The organism is Pelagibacterium sp. (assembly GCF_035555455.1).
In the GTDB taxonomy this organism is placed as follows: Bacteria; Pseudomonadota; Alphaproteobacteria; order Rhizobiales; family Devosiaceae; genus Pelagibacterium.
This window is the reverse complement of the sequence record NZ_DATMGM010000007.1, coordinates 1-17,211: the sequence shown is the minus strand read 5'-3', so window position 1 is coordinate 17,211 and position 17,211 is coordinate 1. Positions and strand designations below refer to the sequence as shown.

16 protein-coding genes are annotated in these 17,211 nt (G+C 62.4%); 4 read left to right on the top strand and 12 right to left on the bottom strand.

Translation table 11 applies throughout. From position 1 onward, the window contains the following. Positions 1-62: 62 nt before the first annotated feature. The 6 genes from VNS12_RS01190 to VNS12_RS01165 form a co-directional block, all read right to left on the bottom strand. Entirely contained in the window at positions 63-647 is a 585-nt protein-coding gene (locus tag VNS12_RS01190; RefSeq protein WP_325486011.1) for a DUF6969 family protein, read from the bottom strand. After that, positions 644-1,066, bottom strand: coding sequence for a hypothetical protein (locus VNS12_RS01185; RefSeq protein WP_325486010.1), 423 nt, complete (start codon positions 1,064-1,066; stop codon positions 644-646). Before VNS12_RS01185 ends, VNS12_RS01190 begins: the two co-directional genes overlap by 4 nt. Next, the gene (locus VNS12_RS01180; protein ID WP_325486009.1) at positions 1,063-2,277 is read right to left on the bottom strand and encodes a YeeE/YedE family protein; all 1,215 of its coding nucleotides are present in this window, start codon (positions 2,275-2,277) and stop codon (positions 1,063-1,065) included. Before VNS12_RS01180 ends, VNS12_RS01185 begins: the two co-directional genes overlap by 4 nt. A gap of 77 nt (positions 2,278-2,354) precedes the next feature. Continuing rightward, positions 2,355-3,257: a sulfurtransferase gene (locus tag VNS12_RS01175; protein WP_325486008.1), complete on the bottom strand. Its 903-nt coding sequence runs from the start codon at positions 3,255-3,257 to the stop codon at positions 2,355-2,357. Between the two features lie 191 nt (positions 3,258-3,448). Next, positions 3,449-4,564 (bottom strand): cyclopropane fatty acyl phospholipid synthase, encoded by a 1,116-nt coding sequence (gene cfa / locus VNS12_RS01170; RefSeq protein WP_325486007.1) that lies wholly within the window; start codon positions 4,562-4,564, stop codon positions 3,449-3,451. Positions 4,565-4,656: 92 nt separating this feature from the next. Continuing rightward, entirely contained in the window at positions 4,657-4,917 is a 261-nt protein-coding gene (locus VNS12_RS01165; RefSeq protein WP_325486006.1) for a hypothetical protein, read from the bottom strand. 177 nt (positions 4,918-5,094) lie between these two features. Between VNS12_RS01165 and VNS12_RS01160 the strand changes: the two genes are divergently transcribed. The 3 genes from VNS12_RS01160 (at position 5,095) to VNS12_RS01150 (ending at position 7,308) form a co-directional block, all read left to right on the top strand. Then, positions 5,095-5,469 carry a YciI family protein gene (locus tag VNS12_RS01160; RefSeq protein ID WP_325486005.1) on the top strand — a complete coding sequence of 125 codons (375 nt, stop codon included), beginning with the start codon at positions 5,095-5,097 and terminating at the stop codon, positions 5,467-5,469. Further along, entirely contained in the window at positions 5,466-6,716 is a 1,251-nt protein-coding gene (locus VNS12_RS01155; RefSeq protein WP_325486004.1) for an RNA polymerase sigma factor, read from the top strand. The genes VNS12_RS01160 and VNS12_RS01155 overlap by 4 nt, the downstream gene beginning before the upstream one ends. A 181-nt stretch (positions 6,717-6,897) precedes the next feature. Further along, positions 6,898-7,308 (top strand): VOC family protein, encoded by a 411-nt coding sequence (locus VNS12_RS01150; RefSeq protein WP_325486003.1) that lies wholly within the window; start codon positions 6,898-6,900, stop codon positions 7,306-7,308. 10 nt (positions 7,309-7,318) lie between these two features. On the opposite strand, the gene VNS12_RS01145 is transcribed toward VNS12_RS01150, so the two are convergent. From VNS12_RS01145 to VNS12_RS01120, 6 genes are all read right to left on the bottom strand, one after another. After that, a complete protein-coding gene (locus VNS12_RS01145; protein WP_325486002.1) occupies positions 7,319-8,866 on the bottom strand; it encodes a carbon-nitrogen hydrolase family protein in 1,548 nt (515 codons plus the stop codon). A 59-nt stretch (positions 8,867-8,925) separates the two neighbouring features. Continuing rightward, positions 8,926-9,960, bottom strand: a complete 1,035-nt coding sequence (locus VNS12_RS01140; RefSeq protein WP_325486001.1) for a TRAP transporter substrate-binding protein — start codon at positions 9,958-9,960, stop codon at positions 8,926-8,928. A gap of 122 nt (positions 9,961-10,082) precedes the next feature. Beyond that, a complete protein-coding gene (locus tag VNS12_RS01135) occupies positions 10,083-11,213 on the bottom strand; it encodes a PQQ-dependent sugar dehydrogenase (RefSeq protein ID WP_414693039.1) in 1,131 nt (376 codons plus the stop codon). Next, a complete protein-coding gene (locus VNS12_RS01130) occupies positions 11,213-11,938 on the bottom strand; it encodes a D-lyxose/D-mannose family sugar isomerase (RefSeq protein WP_325485999.1) in 726 nt (241 codons plus the stop codon). The genes VNS12_RS01135 and VNS12_RS01130 overlap by 1 nt, the downstream gene beginning before the upstream one ends. Before the next feature lie 125 nt (positions 11,939-12,063). Then, complete coding sequence (locus VNS12_RS01125; protein ID WP_325485998.1) at positions 12,064-13,953, bottom strand: ABC transporter ATP-binding protein; 1,890 nt, start codon at positions 13,951-13,953, stop codon at positions 12,064-12,066. Positions 13,954-14,081: 128 nt separating this feature from the next. Next, positions 14,082-15,947 (bottom strand): ABC transporter ATP-binding protein, encoded by a 1,866-nt coding sequence (locus VNS12_RS01120; protein ID WP_325485997.1) that lies wholly within the window; start codon positions 15,945-15,947, stop codon positions 14,082-14,084. 391 nt (positions 15,948-16,338) lie between these two features. Between VNS12_RS01120 and VNS12_RS01115 the strand changes: the two genes are divergently transcribed. Then, on the top strand, positions 16,339-17,211 hold an 873-nt coding region (locus tag VNS12_RS01115; protein WP_325485996.1), incomplete at its 3' end, for a hypothetical protein.

Genomic DNA, 17,211 nt, shown 5'->3' with positions numbered 1-17,211 from the left:
TTCCTGCAAAATGTAGCGGACTTCGTAAAAGCCCGGCCCCGCCGCTTCAGTCGGATCAGGACTTACTCTAGCCGCAACTCCGAAATCACTTCCAGCGCGCGGTCATCGAGGGCGGCGTCGATCTCTCCACTCGCATGGGTAGCCAGCACCGTGTCGCGGCGGTGGATCAGGGCGCTGATCTCGTCCTCATAGGCAGCGATCATCGCCGTCAGCCAGCGGTTGACCAGATAGGACGGGCGCGGCATGTGCAAATCGAAGCGCTCCAGCAGCGCAATGGTCGGCTCGGCCGCGAGCCAGTCGTCACCAACCACCCAGCGGTTGACCGTGAACAACCTCAGGGGCTTGCCGTAGGGATCGACCCCCACGGCAATCAGGTGGTGGATCGGCCCGCTGGTGCCGTTGGGGCGCACGAAGCAATGGAAATGGCCATGCTCGGTCGCCCCTTCGGGATCGTCGGCAGGGTGGGAATGGTAAAACCACTGCGCGCCGGTTTGCGGATCGAACACGTCATCCTTGGGGTAATGCGTCCAGACCGAAAGGTCGGACGCATCCCGCAAGGTTTCGGTCAGGATGGTGAGCCCGCCCTTGGCGAGCACGCTCTCGCAGAAGGCGAGCTCCTGTCGCGCCCGGTCGCGGGATTCACTCATCTTGCCACCACGAGGTCCGGTGCCTCGGTCGCCCCCTCCGGCAATGGCAAAGGTGCCGGTGGCGGCGCGGCAAGTTGCGGCGTGCTGGCCTGCGGCAGGGGTGCGGGTGGCGGCGGCGGCGCGGCAAGCTGGCTTGCGGGTTGGGCCGGAGCGGCTGGAGGTGGCGGGGGAGCGGCAAGCGGAGCGCCAGCCGCACACGGCGCGGCAACCGGTGCCCCGGCAGCGCAGGGCGCCGCAGCAATTGGCGCTCCCGCAGCGCAAGGCGCGCCAGCGGCACACGGGGCCGCGCCGCCAGCGCTGCGGGCTACGCTGACGCTCGCCGCGCGCGGCACCGGATGGGTGACATGATCGGCGACAATGGCCACGGTTCCGACCGCCAGGGCGGCCCCGAACAAGAAAGTGTTACGTCCTGTGGTCATTTCCTGGTCAATCCATCAAGTCCAAAAAGCGGGCGAGCCCAGATGCCGGCCAGCGAGCCAACGAAAGCGGCGGCAAACCACAGCCAGCCATGCAGGCTGCCCGAGGCGATGCCCGAAAACAGCGCGCCGATATTGCACCCGAACGACAGGCGCGCCCCGTACCCCATCAGGATACCGCCGATGGCTGCGGCCAGAAACGAGGCAAACGGAATTTTGACTTTTGGCGCAAACTTGCCGGCCAATGCTGCCGCCAGTGCCGCGCCGAGGATGATGCCGAAATTCATCACGGAGGTGTTGTCGGCCAATACTGAGCTCGACAGCGCCTGTGCCTGGGCAGGCCAGGTCCAGAACTCCCAGCCCGCAACCGGAATGCCTACGGCGTCCGCAATCTTTGCGCCCCAGAGGCCAAACCCATAGGTGATCGACCATGGGTGTCCCGCAACCAGCAGTGTGGTCACATTGAGGATGGCGAGCAGCAGCCCGGCCCCGACCAGAGGCCACGGACCATAGAGCAGCCAGGACCAGCCCGGACGGCGCGGCGCCGGCCCCCGTTCAAGATTGCCGTGCGCCCGCCTTTCCACGAGGGCGGTGATCAGAGCCACGACCGCCAGGCCGAGAATGGTCACCGCGATGGCAAAGCCCACCCCGAGTTCACGTCCGATATCGATCGGCGGCAGAGCAGGCTGATTGAGCCACCAGGGCAGATGAGCGGTGCCAATCACGGCACCAACGATGAAGAACACCAGCGTGACCAGCATGCGCGAGGACCCGCCACCCACAGTGAACAGGGTCCCCGAGCCGCACCCTCCTCCAAGCTGCATGCCCAGCCCGAAGATCGCAGCGCCAACGAGCACCGAAACGCCCACCGGCGCAAGCGCGCCAACCAGCGGCTGGCCGCCGAGACTGCCTGCGGCAAGCAAGGGGATCATGGCAACGGCGGCGACGCCGATCATCAGCATCTGGGCCCGCATGGCCCTGCCGCGCTTTTCCACCACCATGCGACGCCAGCCGCCGGTGAAGCCGAATGAGCCGTGATAGAGCGCCGCGCCCAGCCCGCCGCCGATGGCCAACAGGGTGGCCTGACGCAGATCAACGAGAATGGCGATGGCAATGAAACCGATCAGCAGGCCGAGGGCGGCGACCAGCGTTGGCGCGCGGTCGGAAACGGCCTTGGGAAGATAATTGGGACGATCAAGGGCGATGTCGGACATTTCAATCTTTCAATAATTCGACAAACAGATGCCCCGGACCCGGGGCATCTGCAACGTCGGAGAGGAGCGCCACCCGGTTATTGGATCGGGCGCGAAGGGTCCTGCGTCCATTCGGCCATGGAGCCGTCATACATCGACGAGTTCTTGTTGCCGAGGATTTCCGAGAGGCCGAACCAGGCGACCGAAGCCCAGTGGCCGGTGTTGCAGAAGCTGATGTTTTCCTCGCCGGACCCGATGCCCACTGCCTCGATCAGCGCGGCAACCGTTTCGGGCTGGGCGAAGCGGGCGTAGTCAGCGCTGTAGAAGTTCGAATGCGGGATGTTGACCGCACCGGGGATGGTGCCGAGGGCGGCAACCACCGGGCTCTTGGACTGGCCTTCATACTGCTCGACCGGGCGGCCATCGACCAGCGCGATACCGCTTTCGAGCGCAGCCAGAACGTCATCGGTGGTGGCTAGAAGGTGTTCTTGAAGATCGACGGTGAATAGGGCCGGTTCGGGCTGAGCCAGTTCAGCCACGCGCTCGCCGCCAACCGCATCGTACTGACGCCAGCCGCCATCGAGGATCGAAACCTCGTCGTGGCCGAGATATTTGAACGTCCAGTACACCCGGGTCGCGCCGCCGATCTCCGAGGAATCGGTGCCCCAGGGCACGATCACCACGTGGTCGTCATCGTCGATGCCGAGCCCGGCGATCAGCGCGGTGACCTCGTCGATCGGCGGGGTCATGCCCGGCACGCCGTCGAGTTCGGTGCGCCAGCCGGCGCTGGCATAGGGCGCGACCACGGAGTTGGCGATATAGGGAAGAGCGCCGAGATCGGTCCCCTCGATATTGTCGCGAATGTCGAGAATCACGAGATTTTCGGCGCCTGCATTGGCCGTGAGCCAGTCGGCACTGACCAGCGGGGTGATCTCGGATTGGGCGAAGGTCGGCGCGGTAAGGGTCGCGGCGACGGCAAAGGCAGCAAAGGCCAGACGCATGGGAGGTCTCCAGGAGAAATGGGTACCTCACTATCGCTCATGGCCAAGAAAGCCGCGAGGATTGGGCGATTAAAGTTGCCGACAGAGGCGGAAAAGACTCCCACGGATATCATGGAGTTGAGCATGGCGTTCCCGCGACGCCGAAATCGCGATCGGGGCGGTCGTGCCCGGTCAATGGCGCGGGGATCTGATCAGCGAATCGAGCGATAGCCGCCCTTGAGGCCGTCCTTGGAATAGACGATCTGCCACAAATGCACCCACCGGGCGCGGAAGACCGCGGCGCAGCACAGAAGATAATAGCGCCACATGCGATAGAAGCGCTCGCCATAGGTTTCTTTCAGGTCCGGCCAGGCCGCTTCGAAATTGGCATGCCACGCCATGAGGGTGCGGTCGTAATCGGTGCCGAAATTGTGCCAGTCCTCCATCACCAGCTTGCCTTCGACAGCGGTGGTCACCTGTTTGGGCGACGGGATCATCCCGTTGGGAAAGACATATTTCTCGATCCAGGGCTCGCCGGTCCGGCGGGTCAGGGAACCACCGATGGAGTGGAGCAAAAACAGCCCATCCTCGGTCAAAAGATCGTTGATCTTGGAAAAGTACGGGCGATAGTTCTTGTAGCCCACATGCTCGAACATGCCGACCGAGACGATGCGATCGTACTGGCCATCAAGGTCCATATAGTCCATCAACCGCGTTTCGATGGGCAGATCGCCCCGCGTTTCGTTGGCAAAGGCCATCTGCTCGCGCGACACGGTGATGCCCAGACCCGAAACGCCGTAGCGCTCCGCAGCGAACTTGAGCAACCCGCCCCAGCCCGATCCGATATCGAGGATGCGCATGCCTTCCTTGAGGCCGATCTTGCGGCAGATCAGGTCAAGCTTGGCTTCCTGAGCCGCATCGAGCGTATCGGCTTCCCGCCAATAGCCGCAGGAATAGATCATGCGCGGATCGAGCATGCGCCGATAGAGATCGTTGCCGATATCGTAGTGCTTCTCGCCGACTTCCCTGGGCCGCAGCCGCTGCGGGTTCAGCACGATCCCTTTAATCGTCAGCATCGCCAGCGCGAAATCGAACTTGATCTTGCTGTGCAGTTGCCCGGTCAACACCCGATAGAGAAACTGGTCGACAGCCTCACTGTCCCACCAGCCATCCATGTAAGCCTCGCCGAGCCCCAGCGAGCCCTGCGTCATGATGCGATTGTAGATGCGCTCATCGTGGATCTGAATGTCCCAGGGACGGGATCCACCTATTTGAACATCGATTTGAGCAAGAAGATCGCTGATGAATGACTTGAATTTCGCCGACATGAACCCGCTCGGACAAGCAATAGTGGTGCGCAAACGCGCTGGGAAAGGGCACCCACCTCACTAGAATTTGTATCCGTTGTCCAGTACCGCTTTTATGTCAGATTTTCCGCAGCAGATGAATCCGGCACGAAATAGCCCTCGTCATCATCCACTGTTTCCAGAATTGAGATCAGTTCGGCAACCTTGCCGGTGGGCAAGTGATTGCCATCGTTGATCAGGGCTTCATCGGCCTCCAGCCAGGCGAGCGCCCGGGCAAGATCGGCGGCGGTCGCATCGATTGCGGCGATCTCGGCCATCAACTGATTATCGAGCGGACCTGCGAGCTCCTCGATTTCGGCGCGGGTGAGTGTCATGGCGTTTCCTCCGTGCTGCCATCAGCGATGGTGCAATGCGCCACCGGCCAGAGGGTTGCACGTGGGCACTGGCGCATCGCACGCGATGGATGCACTGTTTATCCCCTCAATCGACGCAAACCGGGCCCTGTCGGAAACCGGGGTCCGGGCACGTCCTTGCCTTAAAGGAACCCGGCCATGCTCTATGCAATCCTTTGTTATAACGATGAAGCCGCCGTCAGCGGCTGGTCCAAAAGCCATGACGACAAGGTGATGGCCGACCTGCTTGCCGTTCAAAAACCACTGGTGGAAGCGGTCAAGATGGGCCCGGTGGCCCGGCTGATGCCTACCACCGCTGCAACAACCCTGCGCAAGACAGCGGGCGAACCGCTGGTGCTCGACGGGCCCTTCGCCGAAACCAAGGAACAGTTCCTGGGGTTCTATGTCCTCGACGCGGAAAGCCTCGAAGAGGTGGTTCAGGTGGTGCGCAATCTCGCCGAGGCCAACCCGGGCGGGGGGAGCTATGAAATCCGGCCCGTGCGCGATTTCTTTCCCGGAGCCATGCCCACATGAACGAAAAGGATGCCAACTGGATCGGCCTGACCTTGGCTGGCGCACGCCCCCGGGCGATCGCCGCGCTCTACAGGTATTTCCGCGACCTCGACATGGCCGAGGAAGCGTTCCAGGAGGCATCCTTGCGCGCGCTGCGCAATTGGCCCCGTAACGGCCCTCCCCGCGACCCCGCGGCGTGGCTGATCCTCGTGGGCCGCAATTCGGGCATCGATGCCATCCGCAAGCAGGCCCGCTTCGATACGCTGCCAGAAGAAGAGCGGATATCCGACACTTCGGACGCCGAGACCGACATCGCCGACCGCATCGATGAGGCCCATTATCGTGACGACATCCTGCGCCTGTTGTTTGTGTGTTGCCACCCCGATCTGCCCGCAACCCAGCAGATGGCTCTCGCCCTGCGCATCGTTTCCGGGCTGACGGTGCCCCAGATCGCCCGTGCCTTTCTCGTCTCAGAGGCGGCGATGGAACAGCGCATCACCCGCGCCAAGGCGCGCATCGCCAAATCCGGCTCACGGTTCCAGACGCCGGATGCGGTGGAGCGCAGCGAGCGGGTGGGCGTGGTGGCTGCGATGATCTATCTCGTTTTCAACGAGGGCTACAGCTCCTCCGGCGAGCGTTCCGACACAAACACCTTTGCCGTCGAGGCCATCCGGCTGGGCCGTCTGCTGCTCGGACTGTTCCCAGCCGAGCCCGAACTGATGGGGCTTTTGGCCCTGATGCTCATCCAGCATTCGCGCGATGCCGCCCGCTTCAATGGGAATGGTGAAATCATATTGCTCGATGATCAGGATCGCGGTCTCTGGGACAGGGACATGATCGCCGAAGGGCTGGCGTTGATCGACAAGGCCATGCGCCATCGGCGGCCCGGCATCTTCCAGATTCAGGCAGCAATTGCGGCCCTGCACGCGCGCGCCGACCGGGCCGAAAACACTGACTGGGAGCAAATCGAATTGCTCTATCGCACACTCGAAACCCTGCAGCCCTCGCCGGTGATCACCCTCAACCGCGCGGTGGCTGTATCGCGGATCGCAGGCCCACAGGCAGCGCTCGATCTCATCGAACCTCTTTCCGACGTTCTGGGCAATTATTTCTATTTTCACGGCCTGCGCGGAGGATTGCTCAAGGATCTGGGCCGGATTGACGAGGCACGCACCGCCTTCGGTCTTGCTATCGCCCGCGCCAACACCACCGCCGAGGCGGTTCATATCCGGGCCCATCTCGACAGTCTGGAGCAATTAGGGACCTGATTATTTGGCGCCGGTGTCGGCAGGCAGCCAGCCCGAAAGCGGGTTTTCATGTGGCGCAATCGGGTTCATGATCGATGTGAACGGGCTCAGGAACTGAGTCAAATCCATCAGGAACGGAATCCGGAACTTGGCTTTATCATTTGATATCGCAAGGTTTTTTAACTGACCAAGGAGCATTCGCATGAGGATCAACCCCTATCTGAACTTCGCCGGCCAATGCCGGGAAGCCTTTACGCTTTATCAGTCGGTGTTTGGCGGCGAATTGGGGATGACCGCCCACAAGGACACGCCCTCGGCCCAACATGTTCCTGCGGACATGCAGGACAAGATCATGCACGCCATCCTGCGGATCGGCGATGCGGTGATCATGGGTTCGGACGCGCCGATGGCGACCGCCAACGACTTTGCCGGCACCTATATTGCCGTTCACCTCACAACGCCCGAGGAAGCCGACCGCGCTTTTGCTGCGCTCAAGGACGGGGGCACGGTTGAGATGGACCTTGCTGAAACCTTCTGGGCCAGGCGCTTTGGAATGTTGCGCGACCGGTTCGGCGTCAAGTGGATGTTCAACGTGGACCAACCCGCGCCATAGGCCCCGCCTCTTACCCGCCGTCCTTCCAGCGGACGCGGTAGAGGTCGAATCGGCGGTCGCGCAGATTGCGCACTGCGCCGTGCGAACGGGCCCATTGCAGGGTGGACAGGTTGAGATCGGCAACGATCACCATTTCGACGTTCTCGCTGGCCTCGGCGGCGATGCCATCGCGCGCGAACGGCATATCGCACGGCGTGAAGATCGCCGAGTGGGCGTAGTTGATATCGAGATTGTCCACGTTGGCGAGGTTGCCGGTAATCCCCGAGGTCACCACGAAGCACTGGTTTTCGATCGTGCGGGCCTGGCTGCAATATTTGACCCGCAGATGTCCCTGCCGCGTGTCCGTGCAATAGGGAACGAACATGATGCGGGCGCCCTGATCGGCGAGCCTGCGCGCCACTTCCGGGAACTCGCTATCGTAACAGATCATCACCCCGATCGGCCCGCAATCGGTATCGATCACGTCCACGGTGTCCCCGCCGACGATCCCCCAATAGTCGCGTTCGTCGGGGGTCGGGTGCATCTTTTCCTGCGCGTGGATCGAGCCGTCGCGCAAAAAGACGTAGCACACGTTCTGGATGTCTTCGTCTTCAGTGATGGTGGGGTGCGAGCCGCCGATGATGTTGATGTTCCACTTGAGCGCCATGGCCTGCATCCGGTCGATGAATTCCGGCGTATATTCGGTCAATCGCAGAATGGCGTCGTGGGGCGCTTGCTCGGGCTCGCTTGAAAGCAGCATCAGCGTGAACAGTTCGGGGAAGACCACGAAGTCCGAAGCGTAATCGGCGGCGACCTCCACGAAATATTGCATATGGGCGAAGAAGGCGTCGGCATCTTCGAACCGGCGTGCTTCGAGCTGAACCGTCGTGATCCGCACCGTCTCCCGGCTGCGCTGGTGGGCCGGGCGGGCTTCGTCCTCCTCGTCATAGCGCGGATTGCGCCACACCATCAGCGCCGCATGTCCCCCCGAGGCCTTGTCGTCCGGGTGGTAGTTGCGCAGCAGCATTTCGGGCTCAAAGCCCATCTTCATCTGGAAGCTGGCGACGGGGTCGCGCACCTCGCGATCGCGCACCGCCTGAAAATACTGGCTGGCGCGAGGGTAGTCCTTCTTGTTGCGCCGATAGCCCGGCAGCCGTCCGCCAAAGGCTATGCCCTTGAGCCAAAGCTCTTCGCACAGCCGCTGACGCGCTTCGTAAAGCCGCCGCCCGATCCTGTTGCGCTGGCGTCCGGGATCGACGCACACCTCGACGCCATAGAGCCATTCGCCCTTGGCGTTATGCAGGCTGCCATAGCCCGCCCCGGTGATGTTCTCCCAGGTGTGCTGGCGAAAAATCTGCTTTTCCGACAATTGCAGCGTTGCCGCATAGCCCACGATCTGGCCGTCATAGACGCAGACGAACTGCCCTTCGGGAAAGGCGTTGATCTGCCCCCTGATGGTTCCGGGCAGGTAGGGCCCTTCCTCCGGATAGACCCGCTGGGTCAGCTTGATGATTTCGGGGATATCGCGGATTTCGGCGATACGCACCTCAAGGATCGGCTTGTCGGAAAGCTTGGACACGGAGACTGGACCCTCGCCCTTTGGAATGAAATTAGCCCACACTAACGCGTTGCGCGCGATCAGGCTCCCGGTTCTTGGCTTTCTTCGGCCACCAATTGGGTCGCGCGGGCATACAGCGCCTCGCCATCGACGCCCATTGCCCGCGCTTCGGCGAACCAGTGGTCGATGGTCACCTGCGCGGCGGCGCGCCAGCGCGCGGTTTCATCGGCGTCGAGAGTGACGATGGCGTTGCCTTGTGCCATCGCCGCATCGCGCGCCACCAGATCATCGGCATCATTGGCCGCGCCAAAGCGTCCGGCCCATTCGATCCCCGCGTTGGCATCGATCACATGCTTGAGGTCTGCGGGCAGCCGGTCATAGGCCGCCTGGTTCATGACAAAGGCGAAGGTCTGGGTATAGAGCCCGTGATCGCCGGAAAACTGGGTGTGGTTGGAGACGATCTCGCTGGTGCGCAGCGCCAGTGTCACCTGCCAGGGGATAGTGGTGGCATCGATGGTGCCACGTGTCAGGCTTTCGGGCACCTGCGGCACCGGCATGCCGATGGGCTCTGCCCCCAGATCGGCAAGCATCGCCGAAATCACCCGCGACCCGCCCCGGATTTTCATCCCCCGCAGATCCTCCAGCGTTTCGATCGGGCGACGGGAATGGAACAGCCCCGGTCCATGGGTATGGACGGCGATCAGCTTGACCCCTGCGAACTCGTCCATAGCGTTTTCTTCGACAAAGCGCTGGAAGGCGCGCGAGGTACTTTCGCCGTCGGTGACCAGAAATGGCATCTCGAACACTTCGGATTTGGGAAAACGGCCCGGCGTATAACCCAGCACCGTCCACACCAGATCGACAACGCCATCGCGGGCCTGATCGAACAGATTGGCCGGTGCACCGCCAAGCAGCATCGACGGGTAGAACTCGACCTTGATGCGCCCGCCCGATTGCGCCTCGATGGCTTCCGCCCAGGGGATCAGCCCCTCACGTGGTACGCTGTCGGTCATGGGCAGGAACTGGTGCAGCCGCAGGGTGACATCCTGCGCATGGACAGGTGCAGAAAGGCCAGCGCCAACCAGCGCGGCCATGATGAAAATTCTGGCGAACATGAAACGTCCCCATATGCGCGGGACCAGCAAGGATGCCTCTCACCCTGTGCGAGTTCGATTCCGCTCCGGGCACCTGGTCCCGGGCACCGGCTCCCCCGATGCGCGGCCTGCTTAGCGCATCGTCACGGGGCGCTCAACCGCAGAATTTGTCCGTCCTGCGCGTCGATAAGAAGATAGATCGCCCCGTCCGGTCCCTCGATCACGTCGCGCACCCGGTGCGGGAAACGGTCGAACAGGAACTCATCGCCGACAACCTGTTCGCCGTCGAAATCGACACGGATGAGATTGGTCCCGGCCAGCGCGCCGATAAAGGCATCGCCCTGCCACTGGGGAAACATCTCGCCGGTATAAAACATCAGCCCCGACGGTGCAGGAGACGGCACCCATGTGCGTTCGGCGGCAACCAGATCGTCGGGCAGCGCCGCTGGCGGATTGATCGGAGCCCCGGAATATTCCGTCCCTTCGGTCAGAAGCGGCCAGCCATAATTGCCGCCCGGCACAATCTTGTTGAGTTCGTCGCCGCCGCGCGGCCCATGCTCGGACACATAAAGCTGGCCGGTCTGGGGGTGGAGAGCCGCCCCCTGCATGTTGCGATGCCCATAGCTCCAGATTTCCGGCAAGGCGCCATCGGTTCCGACGAACGGATTGTCCTGCGGCACGGTGCCATCGGGCAGGATGCGGATCACCTTGCCCAGATGCGAGCCGAGGTCCTGCGCCTGCACGCGGAATTCGGCTTCGGAACGCTCACCGGTGGTGATGAACAGATAGCCGTCAGCGTCGAAAACGAGGCGCGAGCCGTAATGCAGCGTCGAGGGCAGCTTGGGCCGTTGGGAGAAGATCACTTCGAGTTCGCTCAGTTGCGTCAGGTCATCGCTGAGCACGCCGCGCGCCACCGCCGTGGAATTGGTCCCACCCTCGCCCGGTTCGGCAAAGCTGAGATAGACGAGACGATTGCTTGCGAAAGCGGGATCGAGTGCAACGTCGAGCAGTCCCCCCTGCCCGCGCGCATCGATCTGGGGCACTCCGGCGATGGGGCCGGAGAGCTGGCCGTCGGCGGTGACGTGGCGCAAGGTTCCCGGCCGTTCGGTCACCAACATTCCGCCATCGGGCAGAAAGACCAGTCCCCAGGGGAATTCCAGCCCCTCGACAAATGTTTCAACAACCACTGAATCCGACTTTGCTTCTGTCGTTTGCGCACAGGCCGATATTGCAAGCGCGGCGGCACAGGCGAGAACGGCAAGCGATTTTCGCATCATGACGAGGCCTCTGTTTCGAGTTCCCGTCCGGACGGATCGAACCATGCCTGATAGTCAGACACCAGCAGATGGGTCGGCTCGGCATCCTCCTCGATGGTCGAAAAGCGCCCGATCGGGTCAAGGAAGGTGTTGTCGGTCGCATCGTCATTGACGGTCGAGACCTCACCGACCAGCACGTCTCCGCCCTCGCCCCAGAATTTATGCCAGTTGCCCGGCAGCAGCGTCACGCTCTCGCCGGGCGCAAGCTCAAGAATGCCACCGGCGGGCAGCACCCGGCGGATGCCATCGGTGAACACGGTCACATCGCCGGTGGTGTCGATCCCCGCCCCGGTGCCATCGTCATTGTAGAGCTGGAGCGCCAGAGCCGCGCCACCGCGATTGATGATGTCTTCGGCCTTGATGGTGTGCCGGTGCATTGGCGAGACCTGATCGCGGCGCGAGATCATGATCTTTTCCGCATAGAGCATGCCACGCCCGGTCGCCAGATCGGCGGCCCGCCCGTTGCGTACGGTAAAGAGGAACAAGCCCAAGGTATCGAAATCGCCCTGGCCGTAATCGGTGACGTCCCAGCCCAGCCCGGCCTCGACGATCGCGTCCATATCGGCGCGCCGATCCCTCATTTCCGCCGGGGACCAGTATGCGAAAGGAGGGAGCACGTAACCGAAGGACCGGATGAACTGGTCGGCCTCGGAAATGATCTCATTGACGCGAGACCGCTTCATCGGAGCAACTCCACACATAAGCGGTCACTGCTAGGCCACCGACCGAATACCCCGGAGAACGCCCTGACTGTACCGCAACACTTGGTCCCAAGGCTAAGCGGAACGGTTGGGTCCGGCAAGAGGGTCTATTCGGCAGCCTCTTCGTCGAGGCCAAGGAACCCGCCCGACTGGCGCTCCCACAGCCGTGCGTAGGGACCGCCCTTGGCCAGAAGCGCCTCATGAGTGCCCTCCTCGACAATCCGGCCATGTTCGAGGATCACTAGCCGATCCATAGCGGCAATGGTCGAGAGCCGGTGGGCGATGGCGATCACCGTCTTGCCGTCCATGAGCTTGTCGAGCTGGCTCTGGATCGCCGCTTCGACCTCACTGTCGAGCGCAGACGTCGCTTCATCGAGCACAAGGATCGGTGCATCCTTGAGCAGTACGCGGGCGATGGCGATACGCTGGCGCTGGCCGCCGGAGAGCTTTACGCCCCGCTCGCCGACCTGTGCCTCATAGCCGCTACGGCCCCGATGATCGTGCAATTGCGCGATGAACTCGTGCGCCTCGGCCCCCTTAGCGGCGGCGATCATTTCTTCTTCGGTCGCGCCGGGCTTGCCGAACAGGATGTTGGCCTTCACCGAGCGGTGCAGCAATGCGGTGTCCTGGGTCACCACGCCGATATTGGCGCGCAGCGATTCCTGGGTCACCTTGGAGATATCCTGCCCGTCGATCAGGATGCGCCCGCTTTCCAGATCGTAAAAGCGCAGCAACAGGCTGACCAGCGTGGATTTTCCCGCTCCCGAATGGCCGACCAGCCCGATCTTTTCTCCGGGCCGGACATTGAGGTTGATCCCTTCGATCACCCCGCTGTCGCGCCCGTAATGAAAGCGGATATTTTCGAAATGAATGCCGGCGTCGGTGACCACCAGCGGCTTGGCGTCGGGGGCGTCGGTCAACTCCAGCGGCTGTGCCACGGTTTCCATCGCATTCTGGATGACACCGAAATGGCGCATCAGCCCGTTGAGCTGCCCCATCAGGCGCCCCAGCATCATGTTGAGCCGCAGGATCAGGCTGAGCGCAAAGGCCACCGCACCAACGGTGATCGCACCAGTGCTCCACAGATGAATGGCCAGCACGGCAAAGGCGATGACCATGATGGCCGACAGCAACCCGAGCGCAGCGCGCACGCCCGTTATCATCCGGGCCAGCCGGGTCGACGCAAACAGGAACCGTTCGAACCCGCCGCGCACATAGCGGTCATTCTCGTCGGAACTCGAAAACAGCCGCAGCGTCTGGATGTTGGAAAAGCTGTCGGTCACCCGCCCGTTGAGGGTCGAGGCGGCCTCCGCGTTATCGGCAGCGCGCTGGCGCATCCTGGGCACAAAATACCAGGCCAGCAGCGCAAAGATACCGATCCACACGACCACCAGAACCGCCATGCGCCAGTCGAGCTGGGCAAATAGCACCAGCGTGGTTCCGGTATAGATCAGCAGGAACCAGACGATCTGCAGCACACCGGCCACGAAATCGTTGAGCGATCCGGCGACCTGACTGACCTTGGTGACCAGCCGACCGGAGAAATCATCGGAAAAAAAGCGCATCGACTGACGCGCGACATAGGAATAGGTCTGCCAGCGCACCAGCGACGTGAACCCGCGCCCGATGGTCTGTTCTTCCACCAGCGCATTGACCGCCGGCAGGAGGAACCGCCCCAAAACGACCACGGCGGCCATGATCCACAACTCGGCGCCATGCCCAGCGACCAGCCCGCCCCAGCCCTCGGCGGCACTGCCGCTGTCGAGCAGATCGACCAGACGGCCCATGTAATAGAAAAAAAGCGCTTCAAAGAGCGCCACCAGCCCCCCGGTCACCATCAGCAACAGATAGGGCGCCTTTGCCTGGCTCACATAATGCCAGAGAAACGCCCAGATATTGCCCGGCGGCTGCAAGTCGTCCCGCGGACGGAACGGATCGATCCAGGTCTCGAACAGACGGGAAATGCGGACGGGCAGGCTGGCGGTTTCTTGCTTCATGCCGGACAAAGTGGTGATAACTCCAGATTATGTCAAGATATATCTTAAGCGCCAAGTCCGCCTGTGTCGTTAATCGCCGGTCACCGGTATCGTTCCACCATCATACGCCCCGCCCGCAGACAGCCGTCCTATTGCGCCGCAACGTCATCGATATCGGCATCGATAAAGCCGCCTGACTGCCGCGCCCACAGCCTTGCATAGGTGCCACCCAGCTCCACCAGTTCGGTGTGGGTGCCTTCTTCGATCACCCTGCCCTCTTCGAGCACCACCAGCCGGTCCATGGCGGCGATGGTCGACAGCCGGTGGGCGATGGCGATCACTGTCTTGCCGTCCATAAGCTTGTCGAGCTGGCTCTGGATCGCCGCCTCGACTTCGCTGTCGAGCGCTGACGTGGCCTCATCGAGCACAAGGATGGGCGCGTCCTTGAGCAGCACGCGGGCAATAGCGATGCGCTGGCGCTGGCCGCCGGAGAGCTTTACGCCCCGTTCGCCCACATGGGCGTCGTAACCGGTGCGGCCCTGCGCATCGACCAGCGTGAGAATGAACTCATGAGCCTCAGCCTGTTCGGCTGCGGCAATCATCTGGGCATCGGTCGCATCCGGGCGACCATATTTGATGTTCTCGCGCACCGAGCGGTGCAACAGCGAGGTATCCTGGGTCACCACGCCGATATTGGCGCGCAGCGAGTCCTGCGCCACCGTCGCCACGTCGGTTCCATCGACGAGAATATGGCCGCTCTGGCGGTCGTAAAACCGGAGCAGCAGGTTGACGATGGTGGATTTGCCAGCACCCGACCGCCCCACAAGACCGATCTTCTCACCGGGACGGACATGCAGGTTCAGCCCCTCGATGATCCGCGTGGTGCTGTCATCGCCCTTCATGCCGTAGTTGAAAGCAACTTCGTCGAAAACGATGTCGCCCTTGACCCGACCCAGACGAGGCGCGTCGGGCTCATCGGCCACCATGGCGGGCAGCGACAGCGAGTTGATGCCGTCGCGCACCGTGCCAATATTTTCGAACAGCGCCGACATCTCCCACATGATCCACTGGCTCATGCCCTGGAACCGCAGCACGATCGCGGCCGCCGCCGCCACCGCACCAGCGCTGACGGTATCGCCCAGCCACAGCCAGATCCCCACGAATCCGACCGAAAACAGCAGCAGCCCGTTGAGGATGGTGATGCCCTGATTGAGGACGGTGATATAGCGCATCTGGCCGTGCACGGTATCGAGGAACTCATCCATCGCCTCGCGCGAATAGTCTTCCTCGCGGCTGGAGTGGGAGAACAGCTTGACCGTGGCGATGTTGGTGTAGCTGTCGACGATCCGCCCCGTCATCATCGAGCGCGCGTCGGCCTGAAGTTCGGAAATCTTGCCCAGCTTGGGCACGTAGATGCGCAGCAGGACGATATAGGCGACCACCCACACGATGAATGGCAGGGCCAGCCACACATTGTTCATCGCCGCCAGTACCACCGCCCCGATGAAATAGACGATGACGTAGTTGAGCACGTCGAGCAGCTTCATCACCGTCTCGCGCACGGCAAGCGCCGTCTGCATCAGCTTGGTGGCGATCCGCCCGGCAAATTCGTCCTGAAAATAACTCATGGACTGGCGGATCAGATACCGATGCGCCATCCAGCGGATACGCTGGGGGAAATTGCCCAGCAGCGTCTGGTGAATCACCAGATTGGATACCAGCACCAGCGACGGCACGACGACGAGCACGAACAGCCCCATCCAGAACAAGGTCACGCCCTCATCGGCGAGGAAGGTTTCCTTGTTGGCCTGCGACAGCCAGTCGATGACGTTGCCCAGAAAGCCGAACAGCGCGATTTCAGCCAGCGCCACCAGTGTCGACAGCACCGCCATGATGGCCAGCGGCAGCTTCACCCCTTCCATGTAATGCAGGCAGAAAGCCAGCAGCGATTTGGGTGGCTGCTCGGGCTGGCGCGGCGGATAGGGGTTGAGCAGGCTTTCGAACCAGCGAAACATCGCAGATATCCGGAGGGAAGAGAAACGACACAAGCCGCGCACACCTTCCCACAAGTGTGCAGCGGCTGGGATGACTATTTCAGCAAGACCGGGCCTGATAAATTCCCCGTCGGGAACCGTCAAGCCGATGCCGGGAGCGAGGCGCTTGCGAAAGCAAGGACGTTGGCCGTCCCGTCCTTCCGACAGGGTCGCTGCACAGGCAGTGCGTCACGCTATCATATCAGCTCCGGCTGGCCTGTCACCCGAACGCCACAGCGATCCCGTTGTTAGCTTGCCTGATACATCTGGCAAGGCGGAAAGTGTTAACAAACCGGAAATAATTTTTTCATGTGCTAAGTGACTCTGGGGACTCCACAAATTCCGCGCAACGCCCAAAAGGCAAAAAATGCCTATGGACAAGAGTCGTTCAACCGATTCAAAGTCCGGTCATCACGAAATTGGTGGGGGCAGCCGCGAACCGGCTGCTGGTTCGGGCATGAATTCGGCGGAGACATCCGGCGTCAGCGGCAAGGGATTCGGGAAAGCAGCGGCCGGGTTTTCCCGGCATCGTCTGACCCTCACCGATCCTGCTCTTCCAGCGCTTATCATCCTTGTTGCCGCCGTCGTTGCCGCACTGTGTTTCATCGCGTGGGACATCGCTCGCACCAAGGCCGATATCGAAGACCGTGCCCGCCTCATCGCCAATCTCGCCGCCACCCGCATCGCGATCGATCCGCTTGAGGACCTATCCCCTGGGGCGCTGGCCGTAGGGCTGGCGCTCGATGACTCCATTGGCCTTGCGGTCCATGATCGCGATGGTGCGGTGATGTTCTCCCACCTGCCCGCCGCAACCGCTCCCCTCCACTCCTATATCGAAGGCAGCGCGCCGCTGGACGGCTATGGAGAGGTCAGGATCGCTTTGCCCGGATTGTCGCTGCTCGACGATGTGGCTCTGCGTCATGGCTGGATGCTGGCCCTGTTGCTGGCCGGCCTGTTCCTTTCCCTGCGCCCCCGTCAGCAGCGTCCTGCCCGAACCTCCGGCGAACTGCTGGCCCCGGCCATCGATGCCGTGCCCTACGGCATCGCCCATTGGCATGAGGACGGGGCGCTGGTCTCCGCCAATCCCGCCTTCGCCCAGTTGCTGCGCCTCGATCCGGCCTGCACCGCACCGGGCACCTCCTATGCCAGCATCACCCACGCCATAAGTGGCCGCATTTCGGTCCGACCGGTGCTCGATGGCGATCGCCAGCGGATGGTCGAGGTGGAGCGTGGTGACGGGTCCGTG

Bases quoted from the DNA above. Each gene is read 5' to 3' on its own strand.
- VNS12_RS01190 (WP_325486011.1), bottom strand. From the start codon at position 647: ATGAGTGAATCCCGCGACCGGGCGCGACAGGAGCTCGCCTTCTGCGAG.
- VNS12_RS01185 (WP_325486010.1), bottom strand. From the start codon at position 1,066: ATGACCACAGGACGTAACACTTTCTTGTTCGGGGCCGCCCTGGCGGTC.
- VNS12_RS01180 (WP_325486009.1), bottom strand. From the start codon at position 2,277: ATGTCCGACATCGCCCTTGATCGTCCCAATTATCTTCCCAAGGCCGTT.
- VNS12_RS01175 (WP_325486008.1), bottom strand. From the start codon at position 3,257: ATGCGTCTGGCCTTTGCTGCCTTTGCCGTCGCCGCGACCCTTACCGCG.
- cfa (WP_325486007.1), bottom strand. From the start codon at position 4,564: ATGTCGGCGAAATTCAAGTCATTCATCAGCGATCTTCTTGCTCAAATC.
- VNS12_RS01165 (WP_325486006.1), bottom strand. From the start codon at position 4,917: ATGACACTCACCCGCGCCGAAATCGAGGAGCTCGCAGGTCCGCTCGAT.
- VNS12_RS01160 (WP_325486005.1), top strand. From the start codon at position 5,095: ATGCTCTATGCAATCCTTTGTTATAACGATGAAGCCGCCGTCAGCGGC.
- VNS12_RS01155 (WP_325486004.1), top strand. From the start codon at position 5,466: ATGAACGAAAAGGATGCCAACTGGATCGGCCTGACCTTGGCTGGCGCA.
- VNS12_RS01150 (WP_325486003.1), top strand. From the start codon at position 6,898: ATGAGGATCAACCCCTATCTGAACTTCGCCGGCCAATGCCGGGAAGCC.
- VNS12_RS01140 (WP_325486001.1), bottom strand. From the start codon at position 9,960: ATGTTCGCCAGAATTTTCATCATGGCCGCGCTGGTTGGCGCTGGCCTT.
- VNS12_RS01135 (WP_414693039.1), bottom strand. From the start codon at position 11,213: ATGCGAAAATCGCTTGCCGTTCTCGCCTGTGCCGCCGCGCTTGCAATA.
- VNS12_RS01130 (WP_325485999.1), bottom strand. From the start codon at position 11,938: ATGAAGCGGTCTCGCGTCAATGAGATCATTTCCGAGGCCGACCAGTTC.
- VNS12_RS01125 (WP_325485998.1), bottom strand. From the start codon at position 13,953: ATGAAGCAAGAAACCGCCAGCCTGCCCGTCCGCATTTCCCGTCTGTTC.
- VNS12_RS01120 (WP_325485997.1), bottom strand. From the start codon at position 15,947: ATGTTTCGCTGGTTCGAAAGCCTGCTCAACCCCTATCCGCCGCGCCAG.